Consider the following 17,369-nt stretch of genomic DNA (forward strand, 5'->3'; position numbering starts at 1 on the left):
TTGCGCGCCTATATTACTTATCCTTTGCAGCCTAGCTATGAAACTCATTCTAAAACTAATCGCGGGTATCGCGGGCGGGGTCTTAATCGGGTTATTTGCACCTGAGTGGATCAACCGTATTTTGCTCACCTTCCAAGGTTTATTCAGCGAATTACTAACCTTTACCATTCCGCTACTTATTTTCTTTTTTATCACCAGCGGCATTGCCAACTTACCGCAAAACTCTGCCAATCTGCTGGGTCGTACGTTGGCTATTGCGTATGGCTCAACGGTGATTGCTGGCACCATCGCCTACTTTATTACCGCCGCAATCGTGCCGGGCTTAAGTGCTGTGGGCGGCGCCAGCGGCGAAGTCGGTAGCCATAACGTACTCCCGTTTTTGACCTTAGAAATTCCCCCCTTATTCGGGGTGATGTCAGCCCTCGCTGCTGCATTTATTTTTGGTTTAGGTATGACGGCATTGCGCGCAAAAATGCTGCACCAGGCAGCAGACGAAGGCCGCGATATCATTGAAAAATTGCTCACCAAAGTGATTATTCCGTTGCTACCAATCTATATTGCAGGGGTCTTTGCCGACTTAGCATTGTCTGGCACTGTGTTCAGCACCTTACAAACCTTTGGTGTTATCTTACTGCTTGCGGTCGCGATGCATTGGCTGTGGCTGACGATTATGTTTGTCGTGACTGGCCTTGCCACCGGGCAATCGCCTATCGCACTACTCAAGAATATGCTGCCGGCTTATTTCACTGCACTTGGCACCATGTCCAGCGCGGCAACGATTCCAGTGACATTGCAAGCCACGCGCTCGAATGGCGTGAGTAAGCGTATCGCCGACTTTACCATTCCGTTATGTGCCACCACCCATTTGTCAGGGTCTATTATTACCATTACCACCTGCGCGATTGCCGTCATGGCGATGCGTGAAGGGCTTAGCATTCCTGCCTTTACCGAGGTATTACCATTTATTTTGATGCTCGGTGTGGTGATGTTGGCCGCGCCAGGGGTGCCCGGTGGTGCAGTGATGTCAGCGCTTGGTTTGTTAACCAGTATGCTTGGCTTCGGCGAAGCCGCCGTTGCCTTGATGATAGCGCTATATATGGCGCAGGATAGTTTGGGCACCGCGTGTAATGTCACCGGTGACGGTGCGATTTCGCTATGGGTGGACAAATTTGCCAAGGACGCGAAAGCCGATTAAGCGGTGCGCTTGTGCAATATTTCTGCTAAAATCCAGCGCTTTTCGAACTCTGTGAAAAGTAACCCGATAGGTGTGAATGATGGCTTCTGTACTGATTTTAATGGGCTCACAATCTGATTGGCCAACCATGCGTAATGCAGCCTCTATGCTGGAAGACTTGGGCGTAAGCTGGGAAGCTCGTGTAGTTTCAGCCCACCGCACGCCTGACTTGCTAGAAGCCAGCATGCGCGAAGCCGAACAAGGCGATGTCCGTGTGGTGATTGCCGGTGCCGGTGGCGCCGCGCACCTGCCGGGTATGCTGGCAGCATTTACACACTTGCCAGTATTTGGGGTGCCAGTGCAGAGCCGCACGCTAAAAGGGCTTGATAGCCTACTTTCAATTGTGCAAATGCCGAAAGGCGTCGCGGTGGGTACCTTAGCCATTGGCGAAGCCGGTGCCGCGAACGCAGGTCTCCTTGCGGCCCAAGTCATCGGCACCACTGAAGCCAGTGTCGCTGACGCCGTTAAGCAATTTCGCGCCCAGCAGCGCGATAAAGTGATGCAAAATTCAAACTTGGAGTTGTAGGCGTGAATATTCTCATTCTAGGTAATGGTCAACTGGGGCAAATGTTGGGGCGTGCGGCTATCCATTACGGCCATGCCTGCTTATTGGTCGACACTAAAACCGACCAAGTGATGCCAGTCGCTAGCTACCAGGCCTTAGATATGACGATTGAATCTGCCACAGCATGGGCTGACGTGGTCAGTTGGGAACACGAACAATTACAACCCGCCCACGTCGATATTTGCGCAGACAAGTTTTTGTCACCACCAAGTGAAATCTTGAAATTGACTGACCGTCAGTTAGAGAAACAATTGTGTGATGATTTAGGCCTCGCTACCTCACCATGGTTTGCATTTAGCCACCAAGCAGAGCTTGAATCGGGCTTGAGCGACAGTGACCAAGCTTGGGTTGTCAAAGCCGCTCAGGGCGGTTATGACGGACGTAGCCAGTGGCGCTACAAGCCGAATGAGGCTACCAACTTTCGCTTCCACGAGGCGGGTGCGCAGCCTGGCATTGCTGAGCACATGATAGATTTTAACTGCGAAGTATCTATTGTGGGAGCGCGTAACCAAGTTGGGCATACCTGTTGCTTGCCGCTGGTAGAAAATATTCATCGCGAAGGCATTTTAAGCCATACCTTTGCGCTCTTAAGCGAATTACCCGAGCACTTGCAAAGCCAAGCTGAGCACGCATTTGTGCAAATCACCGAGGCGCTGCACTATGTTGGCACCTTGGCGATTGAGTTTTTTGTCGTCGGTGAAGGCTCCCAAGCCCGCTTACTGATCAACGAAATTGCACCGCGCGTTCACAATTCAGGTCATTGGAGTATGACCGGCAGTAGCTGTGATCAGTTTGACCTGCATATTCGGGCTCTCACTGCGACACCGTTTCCTGCCAGTTTAACCCCGCGCCCAACTGTGATGCTGAATGTTATCGGCGTACCGAGTATCCCCAGCCACCTGTGGCCGAGTGACGCAGACCCACATTGGTATGGCAAAGATGCGCGGCCGGGACGCAAAGTTGGTCATGTGAATTGGCTTACTTGTAGCCGTGCCGAAGCACAAGCATTTGTCGATCGCGAACAAGCCAACGTGCAACAGCTTGCTTAAGCCCAGCGCTTAAGGAATTAACGCACAAACTTGCAAATTTTTACAGAGCAGCTAAACCTTTCGGTAATGCCGAACGTTTATACAAAGCTGGCAGGGTATTTCCTGCCTTTTTTGTCTTTAACAGGTATCTATGTCTGCGACTTCAGCAAAAGCTTTGCATCGCCGCCCCATCGCTCAAGTGCCCCTATGGCAGTGGGCGCTGCTGGTCGCATTGACACTCGGCCTTTCCGCCGCCTCGCGCTTATTAACCCTGCCCGATGTGTCATTTTCTGCATTATGGCCCGCGTCCGGCATTTTCCTCGGCGCCCTGCTAGCATTCGGTAAGCGCGCGCTCTGGGTCTTGGTACCGACCATGCTATTTTGGTCTTGGGTGCTAATGGCAGAACCTTGGGTTATGGGCTTTGCCGGTGCAATAGGCTTAGCGATTGGTAGCGTTGTGGCACTGGTTTTAATTGAACGCGGCAAGAAAACCATTGGTGGCCGTGGTGCCCTGTCGCCGCTACATTATTTGCCAAATCTATACTTTAAAGGCGCAGTGGTAGGCAGTGGCGTGTCGTCGCTGATCGGGGCCGCAGGCTATTACTTTGCTTTTCCGGAAGCTGCCGCATTCCAGTGGCAAGACGTATGGCTAGTTTATTGGTTACTCGAAGCCCTTGGGGTGATTTTATTCGCCCCTATTTTCTTCTTTATTCTTCGACGCCCACAATTCACTCTCGAAAGTTTAGCCAATGACTTCGCCAAACGACGCGTACTGATTTGGTTAGCGCTGGCAATGACCGCGATTAGCCTGTCAATCGTTCTCGGTCAACTTGGCGATGTACGCTACGCCCCCATTTTTGCTTTTGCGTTGTTCCCTCTGGTTTGTTGGTTTGCGGCCGAAGCAAGCCCACCATCACTGGATTTAGTCATCCCTCAATTCGCAGCGTTATTCGTTGTATTCTCAATTTATCAGTGGGGAGGCTTACCTGAGGTTGAAGATATTACCGGCGTGCTACGCGTGCTGCTGCAGGTAGGAATTTTGGCTGTGATGGCGCAGCTCGTCGCCAGCATCAACCACCAGCGCCACTTGTTGCTTGAGCGCTTTAAACGCCAAGCTTATCAAGATTATCGCACTGGCCTCGCCAACGACCGTGGTTTGTACGCTGACATCGCTGACCTGCTCGAAAACAAACGCGGTCGCTCCCACTTTTTGGCGTATATCAGCCTACTGGATATACAAATTATCAAAGAATTGCTCGCGTTAGACGGCTCCGCCACGGTGGAAAGCGTGCTAACTCAACAATTGCAGCAATTTGCATTCGACAATGCCGTTATCGCCCGTCTGAGTGAAGGGCGCTTTGCGGTGCTGTTGCAAGACATCAGCCCTGAACAAGCCTACGCTTCCGTAGAAGAGCTTCATCAGCGCCTTTCTCGACCTGTGGATGAAGCGGGTATGCGCACCAATTTACGTATCGCTATTGGCGTAACAGCAGTCGATGGCAAATTATATAGTCCGCAACAATACGTCAGTGTCGCGGCGCAAGCCGCCAACTACGCCAAACAGCATTCACTTAAAATACATTGGGTCGACAACCCGAAAAAGGTTGCTGCTGAACACTACACCAAACTGAATCACTTCGGGCTGCTCAAAGAAGCTATTGAGAACGACGAGCTTGAACTCTTTGCCCAGGAGATCCGCGCCTTAGATCAAACCCAGCCGCAGGATATTGCCTTTGAGGTGCTCATTCGCCTGCGTGATGAAATGGGTCAGTTATTAACCCCTGCCCAATTTATGCCGGCTGCCGAAGCTTTTGGCCTGATGCCGGAACTCGACCGCTGGGTGATACGACACACGTTTGCTTTTCTAGCCAATCAGCGTCAGCGCTTGCAACGGGTAAGTAAGTGCGCAATTAACTTATCGGGGGCATCACTTTCAGACCCTGAGCTTGCCAGTTATATTGGTTCGCAACTTGAACAATATCGCATACCTGCCGCAAAAATTACCTTTGAGATTACCGAAACCGAGGCGATTACCAGCAAATCACAAGCGACTCAGTTTATGTTGGATGTTCGTACATTAGGCTGCCGTATTGCACTGGACGACTTCGGTACTGGCTTGGCTTCGTTTGAGTATTTACGCCAGTTCCACTTCGACGAAATCAAAATCGACGGCGTCTTTATTCGCGACTTAGCCAGCAATACCATTGACGAGAAGATCGTTTTAGCCATTTGTAACGTTGCACGCGCGATGCAACTGAAGACTGTCGCTGAATTTGTCGAGAACAGCGATATTTCAGAGCAACTTGCTGGACTTGGCGTCGACTATGCGCAAGGCTATGGTATCGGCAAACCCACCCCAATAGGCGAATTGTTCCAACATGGTGAAAGCATCCAACCCGTCATACATACTAGCGATTGACCAAGGCACTACTTCGAGCCGCGCAATTATCTACCTCGCGCAGAGTGGTGAGACCCCAAAGCTTAAGCCGATTGCCAGTGCTGCGCATGAATTTAAGCAGCATTTTCCCGAAAACGGCTGGGTTGAGCATGATCCCGAAGACTTATGGCAAACCACCTTAAGTAGCTGCGAAGAGGCTCTGCAGCAAGCCGAACTCACCGCGGCTGATTTAGCTGGCATTGGTATCACCAACCAACGTGAAACCACCGTTGTATGGGACAAGCAAAGCGGTGAAGCCATCTACCGAGCGATTGTATGGCAAGATCGTCGCACCGCTGCCGAATGCCGCAAACTGCGCGAAGCTGGACACCAAACGCTGGTAAACGAGCGGACCGGATTATTATTAGACCCTTACTTTTCCGCCACCAAAATTAGTTGGATTCTCGACCATGTTGACGGCGCACGCGCGCGTGCTGAGGCTGGCGAGCTGTGCTTTGGCACTGTCGAGACCTACTTGCTTTGGCGTCTCACCGAAGGCGCAGTACACGCCACGGATGCCAGCAATGCATCACGCACGCTGCTGATGAACTTAGCCCAACGCGAATGGGATCCTGAACTGCTAGCGCTATTTAACGTGCCAGCCGCCATGTTGCCGGAGATTCGCGACAACACCGCCGAGTTTGGCTGCACGACCCTATTAGGTGACAAGGTTCCTGTGGTGGCCATGGTCGGTGACCAGCAAGGCGCGTTAGTAGGCCAGGCCTGTGTCAGCCCTGGGATGCTAAAAAGTACCTACGGCACGGGCTGCTTTGCTCTACTGAACACGGGCGACGAAGCCATTCTTTCAAATCACCGTTTATTAACTACCTTAGCTTACCAACTTGACGGCAAGCCAACTTACGCGCTGGAAGGTAGTATCTTTATGGCCGGCGCGATTATTCAATGGCTGCGTGACAGCCTTGGAATTCTCGACAATGCCGATGAAAGTGAAGCGCTTGCCGAAGGCGTGCCCTACAGTCAGCATGAAATGCTGATTCCAGCGTTCACTGGCCTCGGAGCGCCCTACTGGGAGCCCGATGCGCGAGCTGCCATTTTTGGCATGACCAGAGACACCGGGCGCAAGCAACTTGCCGCAGCCGCGCTAAAAAGCGTGGCGCTACAAAGCCATGATTTACTGACCGCGATGGCTGAAGACGGCCAAGCAATCAAAAAACTCCGCGTAGATGGCGGTATGACTGCGAATAATTGGTTTATGCAGGCATTAAGTGACCTTACTGGGCACCCCGTTGAACGCGCCGCGTATAGCGAAGCCACGGCATTTGGCGCCGCGTTTTTAGCCGCCTTGCAGGTGGGTATTTTCAATTCAATCAAAGACATCCAACAGCTACATAAAATAGATGGTGAGTTTAACTGTGAACTAAACCACGACCAACAGCAAAAAATTCACCAGAGATGGTTAGCCGCAATTGAAAAAGTTCGGTAGACTAGCTGCCCTTTTTGCTACTGACAGGTTGTTAGCTGTGCCTAAACAAGCATCTAACTCAGCGATTCATGAACCTTGCCTTGCCGCCGCTCGCGCCGCTATGCAGCAAAGTTATTCGCCCTATTCCGGCTTTAAAGTTGGCGCCGTGATTGTAAGCGATCAAGGCCAGACATTTAGTGCCTGCAATGTTGAAAATGCGTCCTACCCAGAAGGTACATGCGCTGAAGCAGGCGCCATCGCGGCCATGGTGATGGCTGGTCAACGACGTATCCGCGACATTTACGTGATGGGCACTGGCGAAGGTTTAGTAACCCCGTGTGGCGGCTGTCGCCAACGTATTCGTGAATTTGCCGATGCCGACACCATGGTGCATATTTGCAATCCTGAGCAAGTCCGCAAAAGCATGCGATTAGAAGAGCTTCTCCCGTTCTCATTCGGGCCAGAGCATTTAGACACGCCTCCGGCGACCCAGCAAGGGTAAGGAATTACGATGACCGTAGCGAAGCAACCGCCAAGCGCTCAGTTAACAGATGACCAGCAAACCGCAGCGCTAGCCCTCAGTTTGCTTGATTTAACCAGCCTCAACGACACCGATACCGAGGCATCGATTCGCGCTTTATGTGAGCAAGCGCAAAGCATTGACGCCGACGGTCATCGCTATCGGGTTGCTGCCATTTGTATTTACCCACGTTTTATTCCGTTCGCGCGTGGTGTATTAGACGAACTTGGGTTGTACGATGTGCGCATCGCAACCGTGGCGAACTTCCCCCATGGCCGCAGCGATATCGATAGCGCAGTCAAAGACACCAAGGCTTGCGTAGCCTACGGCGCCGATGAAGTCGACGTAGTATTACCCTACCAAGCACTGCTGAACGGTGACGAACGCATTGTGGCGAACTTAGTCACCGCCTGTAAGCAGGCGTGTGGCACGAGCGCCCAGCTAAAAGTGATTCTGGAAACTGGCGAGTTGAAAAGCGCAGCTATGATTGCAAAAGCAAGTGATATCGCCATCGCTGCAGGCGCTGACTTTATCAAAACGTCGACGGGCAAAGTCGCCGTTAACGCCACCCCAGAAGCAGCGCGCACCATGCTTGAGCGCATCCAGGCACAGCCACGTGCTGTTGGTTTTAAGCCAGCTGGCGGGGTTAAAAGCATCGCCGATGTAGCACAGTATTTCGAGCTGGTGCGAAACACCGTGGGTGATGACAAGCTCAGCCCAAGCTATTTCCGCTTTGGCGCCAGCTCATTGCTGGCGACGTTACGCCAAGTATTAAACATTCAGGAAGCTTCCGATTCAGCTTCAAATTCAGCTAGCAAGGAGGGCTATTAATGCTTCCACAAGAAATTATTCGTGCCAAGCGCGACGGTAAAACGTTAAGCGATGAGCAAATCGCATTTTTCGTCAAAGGCATTACCACAGGATCAGTGACCGAAGGGCAAGTCGCAGCCTTCGCCATGGCGGTATATTTTAATGGTATGTGCTTGCAAGAGCGGGTGGCGCTCACCCGCAATATGATGCAATCAGGTAGCGTCATGGATTGGAGCGACTTGAATTTAGACGGTCCGGTTGTCGACAAGCACTCAACAGGTGGCGTCAGTGACATGGTCAGCTTAATGCTCGGCCCTATGGTCGCTGCATGCGGTGGCTACGTGCCGATGATTTCTGGACGTGGCTTAGGCCACACCGGTGGTACGTTAGATAAATTTGAAAGTATTCAAGGCTATAACACCAGCCCTGACTTACAAACTTTACGCAAAGTGGTTAAGCAAACCGGTGTCGCGATTATTGGCCAAACTGGCGATCTAGCGCCAGCCGACAAGCGCTTCTATGGCATTCGTGACGTCACAGCCACCGTCGACTCGATGCCGCTGATTACGGCCTCGATTCTATCTAAAAAGCTCGCTGCTGGCCTTGATGCCCTAGCCATGGACGTCAAATCTGGCAATGGCGCCTTTATGTCGTCACTCAACGATGCCACAGGCCTGGCTGAGAGCATTGTTAAGGTCGCCAACCAAGCGGGCGTGCGCACTTCAGCAACGATTACTGACATGAACCAACCTTTGGGTAGCACCGCCGGTAATGCAGTAGAAATGCTTGAAGCGGTGAATTATTTAACCGGTAAGCACCGCAACCCACGTTTGCATGAAGTCACCATGGCATTGTGCGGGCAAATGCTGACCCTGACCGGTTTAGCCAAAGACGAGCAAGATGCTTTTGCCAAGCTCAACAAAGTACTGGATAACGGCCAAGCAGCCGAGAAATTCGATCAAATGGTGCATGCACTAGGTGGCCCAGCGAACTTTATCGACAACCCGATGGCCAGCATGCCAGCCGCGCCTGTTGTGGTACCCGTGTATGCCGACCACTCAGGGTTTATCGACCATATGGCCACCCGTGAGCTCGGTTTAGTAGTGGTTGAATTAGGTGGCGGGCGCACCAACCCAGCCGACCCGGTTGACCACGCCGTAGGCCTGACTGACCTGCCGATGTTAGGTCAGAAAGTTGCTAAAGGTGAACCACTCGCCATGATTCACGCGCGCAGTGAGCAAGCAGCCGAGCGCGCAGCGGCGCAGTTACGTGCCTGTGTCAGTACTGGTGAAAATGAACCAGCGGCGCAGCCTGTCGTATACCAAAGTATTAGCCCTGAGCAGGCCGATTCGATTACGATAGACTAATCGTTGACCACAGATAGACTAATCGTTGACCACAGATAAGGAGCTTTCAGCATGGCTAGAAGTATCATCTTAATGATGGATTCATTTGGTGTTGGCGCCAGCGAAGACGCTGCAACCTTTGGCGACACAGGTGCGAATACCTTGGGCAGTATTGCCCGCCATGCTGAGCTTACCTTGCCTAATTTAGAACGTCTCGGTTTAGGCGCGCTTGCCACCGAGGCCAGTGGTGAACGCCCCCGGGGCTTAAACTACACCGGACCTTACCAAGGTTTATATGGCTATGCCGCCGAAATTAGCCGCGGCAAAGACACGCCTAGTGGGCATTGGGAATTAGCGGGTGTGCCAGTGCTTTTTGACTGGCATTACTTTCCCGATACCAAGCCATGTTTCCCCGCTGATTTTATTGATGCCCTGATAACGCGCAACCAATTACCGGGTGTCCTCGGCGAATGCCATGCGTCGGGCACCACTATTATTGCCGAGCTGGGTGAACAGCATTGCAGTAGTGGTAAACCAATTGTGTACACCTCCGCCGACAGCGTTTTGCAAATTGCCGCACATGAGGAAACATTCGGCTTAACGAAGCTGTTAGCCTTATGTGAAGATGCACGGCAGTTACTCGATGAGCTTGGCATGAATGTGGGCCGAGTTATCGCGCGCCCATTTACCGGTAGCGACAGCGCAAGCTTCACACGCACGGGGAATCGTCGCGATTACTCCGTTTTACCGCCCGCGCCCACAGTGCTTGATATCCTGAAACAGGCCGGTGGCGAGGTGATTAGCATTGGTAAGATTGCTGATATCTATGCCCACCAAGGCATTACCCAAACGGTGAAAGCGACTGGCAATGACGCCCTGTTTTCAGCCACGCTTGAGGCTATTCGTAGCGCCCCTGACAACAGCTTAATCTTCCCCAATTTTGTCGATTTTGATAGTCACTATGGTCATCGCCGCGACATTCAAGGTTATGCTGCAGCGCTGAACGCCTTCGACCAGCGCCTGCCTGAACTTGAGGCGTTGCTAAAGCCTGGTGATGTTGTGTTTATTACCGCCGACCATGGTTGCGACCCCAGCTTTCCTGGTAGCGACCATACGCGCGAGTTTGTACCTGTGCTATGTTTTGGCCCAGGCATTGAAAGCAAAAACATTGGCCGCCGTGCAACGTTTGCAGACATTGGCCAAAGTATTGCCAAGCACCATCAATTGGGGTCATTAGCGTATGGGACAAGTTTCATCTAAAGCAATTCGGTTTGCAGTCTATGCACTGCTGATTGGCCTCAGCGTGGTTATATTGGCCACACAGCAACTGCGCGCAACCAACCCGCATATTGCGGTACTAAGCGTGCAAGATGCGATTGGCCCCGCCACCACCGATTACCTCCAGCGCTCCTTAGAGCGCGCCCAGACCGACGGCGCACAAGTAGCGATTTTGGAACTTGATACGCCAGGTGGTCTACTCAGCAGTACCCGCGATATTGTGCGCCTGTTTCTGCAAAGCGATATTCCCATAGTAACTTTCGTTAGTCCCGAGAACGCGCGCGCAGCCAGTGCCGGTACCTTTATTGTCTACGCCAGCCATGTCGCAGCGATGCACCCAACGTCACAAATAGGCGCTGCGACACCAGTGCAGCTGCAAGGCTCGGCAGCACGCGTACAGGAAGAATCAGCCAATTCACCAGTGCCTGATGACACAGAACGTTCGTCGCGGGAACGTGACGACAGCACCGCAATGGAGCGAAAAATCACCAATGATGCGATCGCAACGATTCGTAACCTAGCTGAGCGTTACGGGCGCAATGCCGATTGGGCAGAGCAAGCAGTGCGTGATGCAGCGACCCTCACTGCGCGCGAGGCAGTTGATCAGAATGTGGTTGAACTCATGGTCAGTAATATAAATGACCTTGTGTCATCGCTGCATGGGCGCTCGGTTTTATTGGGCGACACTGAGGTTTCACTCGAAACAGAAGGTTTAGCGCAAATCAGCTATGCACCTGATACACGTAACCGCATTCTCGGTTTTTTAACCAACCCGCAAGTTGCTTACTTACTCCTTCTGGTGGGTATTTATGGCATTATTTTCGAGTTAATGTCGCCAGGCACTTTGTTCCCAGGCATTACCGGTGTCGTGTCTTTGTTGCTAGCTGCCTTTTCATTACAAATTTTACCGATTAGCACCGTTGGCTTGCTACTGATTGTGGTGGGCGCTTTGATGTTGCTGGTCGAACTCTTTGTACCCAGTTTCGGGGTTATAGGGGTGGGTGGCGTCGTGGCGCTAACCGCCGGTTCATTGATGCTGTTCGATAGCCAAATTCCCGGCATGGAGTTACCTATGAGCATTATTTTAAGTGTTACCTTCGTCGCATTGGCGAGTGTCGCCTTTGTAGTATTGGTGATGGCGCGCGCTCGCTGGCGTACCCAGAAACCCAGTGATCGTGATGTTGTTGGGATTGAAGGTAAGGTGGTAGAGAACCTGAACCCTGAAGGCTTGGTGCAACTTGGCAATGAGGTGTGGCCAGCCCATGCGCACAACGCACGCTTAATCACCCATGGCAAACGCGTGCGTGTGGTGGCGCAAGAAGGGAGCGTTGCCTTCGTTGAGGAAATAAAAAAGACCGAACAGCGCCCTGCCCGGCCTTTTATTCGCTCATCGCGAAGTTAATTTAATCAGCGTCCGCGCTATCTACATGGTAGCGCTTAAACCACGCCAGCGCGTGCTCAACTTTAGCAATCATATTCGATGGCCGTGCTGACACGCCATGTGAAGCACCGGGCACCCGCACCATCGCGGTCTCAACACCTAGCAATTGCAGCGCTTGATAGTACTGCTCCGTATCACTAATCGGCGTGCGGCGATCGTCAGTGCCGGTAAACAACAAAGTCGGCGTGGTTACGTTGCCCACTAAAGACAATGGCGAACGCTCCCAGTAATGCTCGTGCTCTTCCCATGGGTTACCTGGGAACTGATTCTGGATCTGGCCAATATAGCTGTCTGCAGTGAGTACTTTAGACACCCAGTTAATCACCGGGTTAGTCGCCGCAGCGGCATTAAAGCGGTCAGTTAAGCCAATTGCATAGGTAGTCGCGATACCACCAGCTGACCCGCCCGCAATGAATAAATTACGCTCGTCAATGAAGCCTTTTTCAATCATCGCATCGACTGCTGACATATGGTCACCAAAGTCATCAACGGACGCATACTTGTTATCCAGCAGCATGGCGAAATCTTCACCATACGAGGTACTGCCGCGATAGTTGTTGTACACCACCACATAACCTTCGGCTGCGTAGCGTTGTAATTCAGCGCTAAAATGCGGGCCATAGTTGAGGTGTGGGCCACCGTGAATTTCAATGATTAGCGGATACGATTGGCTAGGGTCAAAACCTGGCGGGGTAATGTACCAAGCATGAATTTCGGCATCGTCGGTTTGCGAGCGGTAGGTAAATTCATGCACCTCACCCAACTCCCGTTGCCCTAATACATCGGCATTCAGATTGGTCAGGTAAACCGCATCGCGGTTATGACGTTTAAATCCTACATCGCCAGAGCGAGTCGCATGCCCACGGGTGTAAGCAATATCGCCACGCGTGTTCATGCTAAACATGCCGTTGTTGTAGGGGCGACCCGAAGGCATGCCCGACACATCGGTGACCAAATCTTGCATGCGACCACGTAAGGTCACACGGGCTAGCTTAGTCGCGCCGCGGTCTTCATAACTGATCACCAACGCATCGTTACCCTGCCAGTACGGCGACGTCACGGAGCGATCAAAGTCGGTCAGCAATTCGTTAGAGCGCCGTGACGACCAATCCATTACGCGTAACTTACTGTTTGCGTAAGGCACATTGTCAGCAGTGCCATGTGTATACGCTAAACGACGCCCGTCAGGTGAGAATACTGGGTCGCGTTTGGTACCTGGTTCATCGGTTAACTGCTCAATGTCACCCTGCAAGCTGACTTTATAGAGCTCGTTTTGACGGCTTTCAAATTCAAAGTTGTCACTCCGGTTGGCGGCAAACACAATGTGTTCACTGTCCGGCGTCCACGCTAACTGACCACCATGATTGAAATTACCTTTGGTCACTTGGCGTGCGGTACCACCGTCAGCAGCCACAATAAAAATATGCCGATGTGCCGATTCCATTAAACCACGACCGTCTTGCTGATATTGCGCCCGTTCAAATATCTGCGGACGCTCTGCCCAACTTGCCCCTGCTGGCGGCGTCGGACGGTACACACTGCGGGCAAAATCGCTGGTTGGTGCTTTAACTTCCATACTGAACGCCAATTGCTCACCATTCGGTGCCCAACTTAATCCGGATGGCGCGGCGTCAACACTCGAAATTCGAGCACTGCGGTCATGTTCAACCCAATGAATATGTATCTGATTACGCCCACTTTGACTACTCACAAAGGCTAACCGATCGCCACTTGGAGACCAGACCGGCTGGGTGTAACTGGCATCATCCGCATACAATGGGTAATGCTCGCCACTTTGGGTGTTAAGCATCCATAAGCTGCGTTGGGTATTGTCGCGCATTACGTCGTTACTATTACGCACGTAGACCACGTGGTCACCTGAGGGTGATATTTGAATGGCTGATGCGTGTTCTAAATTAAAAATATCTTCAGCGCTGAACGTCGAAGCCTGCGCGCTGGACATGCTAAAGCATGCCAAGCTGACACAGGTGGCGCCCATAAGCGCAGGTTTTGATAACCAAGCGTACATCGGGTACTCCTTATGATTGCGTGATGGGCGGCAACACACTGGTCAGCCAATCACGGATATCGGCAATTTGCTGCGGGCAAACTTGGTGCTGCATTGGATACGCTTTGTACTCTACCGCGTAGTCGCGTTGCGTGAGCCAATCACGTGCCTGTTCACCCAGTTGTACCGGCACCACAGGGTCTGCTGAGCCATGGTGAATTAAAAATGGTGTCGGCTTTTGTTCTGCACTTAAGCGTATGGTTTCTCGGGTGGCCAAATAAGTCGACAGGCACATCACGCCTGCCAAGCGTTTCTGGTAACTTAATGCTGCTTCGTAGGCCACTGCACCGCCTTGAGAAAAACCGGCTAAAACAATACGTTCCGGGGAAATACCACGCTCTATTTCACGCTCAATCAAGGCAATCACCGCATCTGCTGACGCACGCAACTGGTCGGTATCGACCTTACGATCTAAGCTCATCTCGAGAATGTCATACCAAGCCGGCATTTGCATACCACCGTTAATGGTGACAGCTAATCGCGGTGCATGAGGAAATACATAACGAATATTGACTCCTTCTGGCTGCGCTAGATGTGGCACAATGCCAGCAAAATCATTGCCATCCGCGCCCAAACCATGCAGCCAAATCACTGCTGCATTGATTGGTTCGCGGGTAATCGTTTCGACACAAGGTAAATAAGACATATCAACTTCCATTCAATAAATGACTTACAGCAACTCGGATTCAATCTCGAGGTTGCCAGTCAACGCTTTGTGCACAGGGCACTTATTCGCAATTTCAAGTAACCGTTCGCGCTGTTCGTCGCTCAGCTCGCCAGCTAGCGTAATCCGACGCACGAATTTATCACTTTTACCGTCGCTTGCACCCTTGGCAATATGCTGCAAATCGACACTGACCTTACTCAATGGCCAGCCCTTATGATTTGCATACATGCGCGGGGTCATCGTGGTGCAGGCACCTAAGCCCGCGAGCACCATTTCAAACGGTGCCGGGCCCAAATCTTTGCCACCCAGATCTGCAGCCTAACATAATTTTTTTGCGTGCTGGGCTTGAAAACAATTTTCCCCGCCCCTAATTCTTAAGCGTGGGCGGCGGGTCTCTGAGAGAGCGCTGAACCCACACCAGGTGAAATATGATTTATATCGCTCAAAAGAGGATAGACCTATGAACAATATCGATTTAACTCCGTTATACCGCAGCAGCATCGGCTTTGACCGTTTAGCATCTATGTTAGACAGCGCCTTGCGCAGCGACACCAGTTCTGGCGGCTACCCGCCCTACAACATCGAAGCACTAGGTGAAAACCGCTATGGCATTACGATTGCCGTTGCAGGCTTCGAACAAAGTGAGCTGGACATTCAGGTCGAACGCGGTGTGCTTACCGTGCGTGGTCGTAAAACCGAAGACGACAAAGGCCGTAAGTACTTGTACCAAGGCATTGCAGCGCGTGCATTTGAACGCAAGTTCAACCTAGCCGAGCATGTGGAAGTGACCGACGCAGAGCTTCGCAATGGACTATTGAATATCCATTTGGTCAAAGAAATTCCAGAAGCTGAAAAAGCACGCAGTATTAGCATTAAAGATACTGCAAAGAGCCTTGAGCATAAGCAATCCTAAGCTATGCTTAAAGTCAGAGAGTAGGAATATAAGCCCCGCCGGGAATGAGAGAGCCTGGCGGGGCTTTTCTTTTACTCGTTTACTACTCTGTTACTCACCTTGGCTGTATACATTGACCCACTCAACCAATAAGCGCACGCCATAGCCTGTTGCGCCCACGGGATGAATACCGCTAGCCGACTGTACTAAACCGTTGCCTGCCATATCCACATGCGCCCAAGGGGTGTCTTCAACGAACTCACGCAAGAACATCGCACCTGCAGACGCGCCCGGAGAACCACCGTTGATTAAATCTGCAATATTGCTGCGAATTGTGGTCATGTAGCTTTCGTGCATAGGTAATTGCCACACCAGCTCGCCAGTGTTATCGCCTGCTACACGCAAAGTTTCTATCATGCGCTCATCATCAGAGAAAATAGCTGAATACGCAGTGCCCACTGCACCGACTTTAGCACCAGTTAGCGTTGCAATATCAACAATTGCACGCGGGTTAAATTGTGTTTCTGCGTACCATAATCCATCTGCTAAGCCCATGCGGCCTTCGGCATCGGTGTTATTGATTTCGATAGTTTTGCCATTACCTGCGGTGAAAATATCACCTGGTACTGAGGAATTCTCATTGATCATATTCATGGTCAATGGCACTACGCCAACTACATGACGCGACGAATTCTGTTGCGCGAGGGTTCTAATTGCACCGACTACTGCCGCACCTCCAGCCATATCGCCCTTCATGGTGCGCATACCGGAGGCACTTTTCACATTGACGCCACCAGTATCGAAAGTATTGCCTTTACCGACCAACGCTAGAGGCTGCTCATCGCTGCCGCGCCATTGCATCGCTAACATCCACGAGCCGTCTTTACTACCAAGTCCAACGCTAAGCATCGCGCCCATGCCCATTTCTTCAACTTGCTCAGGGCTCAAAACGGTTAATTCAACGCCCATATCTTCCAATTCACGTACACGCTCAATGAATGCACGTGGGCCCATGTCACGCGCTGGCGAATCAACCAGTTCACGGGCTAAAAACACACCTTCCGCCAACGCTAACAAACGGTTGTACTCACCCTCTGCTTGTTCAGTCGCAGTCCAGGTCAAGTTCATAGTTTGACGCGGTTCTGCATCTGACTTGTAACGGTCAAAATGGTAGCCGCGTAAGTCCATGCCGTGGGCGATTTGCGCGACTTTTAGCGACGGGTTAGCAGCTGAGTTGATCAACTGTGTCGCAAACACCACGTTTTCTGCTTTTGCGCTGTTTAACGCAGTAATTAACGCTGCGCCCGCGCGCTCGTTTTGAACACGTGTAGCCGTGTCTAATTCGCCAACGCCCAACAACACAATCCGGCTTGCGTCACTACCGACTGGCGCGACAACTTCAAGCAAGGCACCTGAACCAGCTTTAAAGTCGTTCACTTGAATCGCACGTTCAAGCTGCTCACGGGTATTGCGCGCTAGGCCAGGAATATCCAAGGTTTGGGTATCTGCTGGCACCAAAATAACAATGGTATCTGCTTGCGACATTTCAGCCTGCTGAGTAAAGGCAACATTGGTATTTAGGTAAGAATTTGCTAATGCAGGGGTGGAAGCTAGGGCCAATGCGGCACCAAGCATAAAACTACGGCTTAATTTCATGGTA

The 17,369-nt window shown here is 51.7% G+C and carries 15 protein-coding genes; 11 read left to right on the plus strand and 4 right to left on the minus strand.

The window, feature by feature from the left end; translation table 11 throughout:
* The first annotated feature begins 37 nt into the window (after positions 1-37).
* The 10 genes from CWE07_RS03855 to CWE07_RS03900 all read left to right on the plus strand — a co-directional run bounded on the left by CWE07_RS03855 (position 38) and on the right by CWE07_RS03900 (position 12,043).
* Positions 38-1,195, plus strand: coding sequence for a dicarboxylate/amino acid:cation symporter (locus tag CWE07_RS03855; protein WP_111568700.1), 1,158 nt, complete (start codon positions 38-40; stop codon positions 1,193-1,195).
* A 79-nt stretch (positions 1,196-1,274) separates the two neighbouring features.
* Entirely contained in the window at positions 1,275-1,760 is a 486-nt protein-coding gene (gene purE / locus CWE07_RS03860; protein WP_111568699.1) for a 5-(carboxyamino)imidazole ribonucleotide mutase, read from the plus strand.
* A 2-nt stretch (positions 1,761-1,762) separates the two neighbouring features.
* Positions 1,763-2,848 carry an ATP-grasp domain-containing protein gene (locus tag CWE07_RS03865; protein ID WP_111568698.1) on the plus strand — a complete coding sequence of 362 codons (1,086 nt, stop codon included), beginning with the start codon at positions 1,763-1,765 and terminating at the stop codon, positions 2,846-2,848.
* 130 nt (positions 2,849-2,978) lie between these two features.
* Entirely contained in the window at positions 2,979-5,246 is a 2,268-nt protein-coding gene (locus CWE07_RS03870) for a sensor domain-containing phosphodiesterase (RefSeq protein ID WP_111568697.1), read from the plus strand.
* Positions 5,206-6,708 (plus strand): glycerol kinase GlpK, encoded by a 1,503-nt coding sequence (gene glpK, locus CWE07_RS03875; protein ID WP_111568696.1) that lies wholly within the window; start codon positions 5,206-5,208, stop codon positions 6,706-6,708. Before CWE07_RS03870 ends, glpK begins: the two co-directional genes overlap by 41 nt.
* A 37-nt stretch (positions 6,709-6,745) precedes the next feature.
* On the plus strand, positions 6,746-7,189 hold the full coding sequence (gene cdd / locus CWE07_RS03880; RefSeq protein ID WP_241974035.1) for a cytidine deaminase: 444 nt from the start codon (positions 6,746-6,748) through the stop codon (positions 7,187-7,189).
* 9 nt (positions 7,190-7,198) lie between these two features.
* Entirely contained in the window at positions 7,199-8,038 is an 840-nt protein-coding gene (gene deoC, locus CWE07_RS03885) for a deoxyribose-phosphate aldolase (protein WP_111568695.1), read from the plus strand.
* Complete coding sequence (deoA, locus tag CWE07_RS03890; protein ID WP_111568694.1) at positions 8,038-9,384, plus strand: thymidine phosphorylase; 1,347 nt, start codon at positions 8,038-8,040, stop codon at positions 9,382-9,384. Before deoC ends, deoA begins: the two co-directional genes overlap by 1 nt.
* 51 nt (positions 9,385-9,435) lie before the next feature.
* A complete protein-coding gene (locus tag CWE07_RS03895; protein ID WP_111568693.1) occupies positions 9,436-10,623 on the plus strand; it encodes a phosphopentomutase in 1,188 nt (395 codons plus the stop codon).
* Positions 10,604-12,043 carry an NfeD family protein gene (locus tag CWE07_RS03900; RefSeq protein WP_111568692.1) on the plus strand — a complete coding sequence of 480 codons (1,440 nt, stop codon included), beginning with the start codon at positions 10,604-10,606 and terminating at the stop codon, positions 12,041-12,043. Before CWE07_RS03895 ends, CWE07_RS03900 begins: the two co-directional genes overlap by 20 nt.
* 1 nt (position 12,044) lies before the next feature.
* On the opposite strand, the gene CWE07_RS03905 is transcribed toward CWE07_RS03900, so the two are convergent.
* Genes CWE07_RS03905 through CWE07_RS03915 form a run of 3 tightly spaced genes read right to left on the minus strand, consistent with a single transcriptional unit; the run spans position 12,045 to position 15,111 of the window.
* Positions 12,045-14,111: a S9 family peptidase gene (locus tag CWE07_RS03905; protein WP_111568691.1), complete on the minus strand. Its 2,067-nt coding sequence runs from the start codon at positions 14,109-14,111 to the stop codon at positions 12,045-12,047.
* A 10-nt stretch (positions 14,112-14,121) separates the two neighbouring features.
* Complete coding sequence (locus tag CWE07_RS03910; RefSeq protein WP_111568690.1) at positions 14,122-14,796, minus strand: alpha/beta hydrolase; 675 nt, start codon at positions 14,794-14,796, stop codon at positions 14,122-14,124.
* Between the two features lie 24 nt (positions 14,797-14,820).
* A complete protein-coding gene (locus CWE07_RS03915) occupies positions 14,821-15,111 on the minus strand; it encodes an OsmC family protein (RefSeq protein ID WP_241974037.1) in 291 nt (96 codons plus the stop codon).
* Positions 15,112-15,277: 166 nt separating this feature from the next.
* Here CWE07_RS03915 and CWE07_RS03920 point away from each other — a divergent pair, with 166 nt between their 5' ends.
* Positions 15,278-15,730 carry an Hsp20 family protein gene (locus tag CWE07_RS03920; RefSeq protein ID WP_111568689.1) on the plus strand — a complete coding sequence of 151 codons (453 nt, stop codon included), beginning with the start codon at positions 15,278-15,280 and terminating at the stop codon, positions 15,728-15,730.
* 90 nt (positions 15,731-15,820) lie between these two features.
* On the opposite strand, the gene CWE07_RS03925 is transcribed toward CWE07_RS03920, so the two are convergent.
* On the minus strand, positions 15,821-17,365 hold the full coding sequence (locus tag CWE07_RS03925; RefSeq protein ID WP_111568688.1) for a leucyl aminopeptidase family protein: 1,545 nt from the start codon (positions 17,363-17,365) through the stop codon (positions 15,821-15,823).
* Between the last annotated feature and the right edge of the window lie 4 nt (positions 17,366-17,369).

Origin of the sequence: Aliidiomarina maris, assembly GCF_003987335.1 — a bacterium.
Classification (GTDB): Bacteria; Pseudomonadota; Gammaproteobacteria; order Enterobacterales; family Alteromonadaceae; genus Aliidiomarina; species Aliidiomarina maris.

What these genes read in the sequence shown, in the direction of transcription:
- CWE07_RS03855 (WP_111568700.1), top strand. Translation starts at nt 38, where the DNA reads ATGAAACTCATTCTAAAACTAATCGCGGGTATCGCGGGCGGGGTCTTA.
- glpK (WP_111568696.1), top strand. Translation starts at nt 5,206, where the DNA reads ATGGTGAAAGCATCCAACCCGTCATACATACTAGCGATTGACCAAGGC.
- CWE07_RS03870 (WP_111568697.1), top strand. Translation starts at nt 2,979, where the DNA reads ATGTCTGCGACTTCAGCAAAAGCTTTGCATCGCCGCCCCATCGCTCAA.
- CWE07_RS03920 (WP_111568689.1), top strand. Translation starts at nt 15,278, where the DNA reads ATGAACAATATCGATTTAACTCCGTTATACCGCAGCAGCATCGGCTTT.
- deoA (WP_111568694.1), top strand. Translation starts at nt 8,038, where the DNA reads ATGCTTCCACAAGAAATTATTCGTGCCAAGCGCGACGGTAAAACGTTA.
- deoC (WP_111568695.1), top strand. Translation starts at nt 7,199, where the DNA reads ATGACCGTAGCGAAGCAACCGCCAAGCGCTCAGTTAACAGATGACCAG.
- CWE07_RS03905 (WP_111568691.1), bottom strand. Translation starts at nt 14,111, where the DNA reads ATGTACGCTTGGTTATCAAAACCTGCGCTTATGGGCGCCACCTGTGTC.
- purE (WP_111568699.1), top strand. Translation starts at nt 1,275, where the DNA reads ATGGCTTCTGTACTGATTTTAATGGGCTCACAATCTGATTGGCCAACC.
- CWE07_RS03895 (WP_111568693.1), top strand. Translation starts at nt 9,436, where the DNA reads ATGGCTAGAAGTATCATCTTAATGATGGATTCATTTGGTGTTGGCGCC.
- CWE07_RS03900 (WP_111568692.1), top strand. Translation starts at nt 10,604, where the DNA reads ATGGGACAAGTTTCATCTAAAGCAATTCGGTTTGCAGTCTATGCACTG.
- CWE07_RS03910 (WP_111568690.1), bottom strand. Translation starts at nt 14,796, where the DNA reads ATGTCTTATTTACCTTGTGTCGAAACGATTACCCGCGAACCAATCAAT.
- CWE07_RS03925 (WP_111568688.1), bottom strand. Translation starts at nt 17,365, where the DNA reads ATGAAATTAAGCCGTAGTTTTATGCTTGGTGCCGCATTGGCCCTAGCT.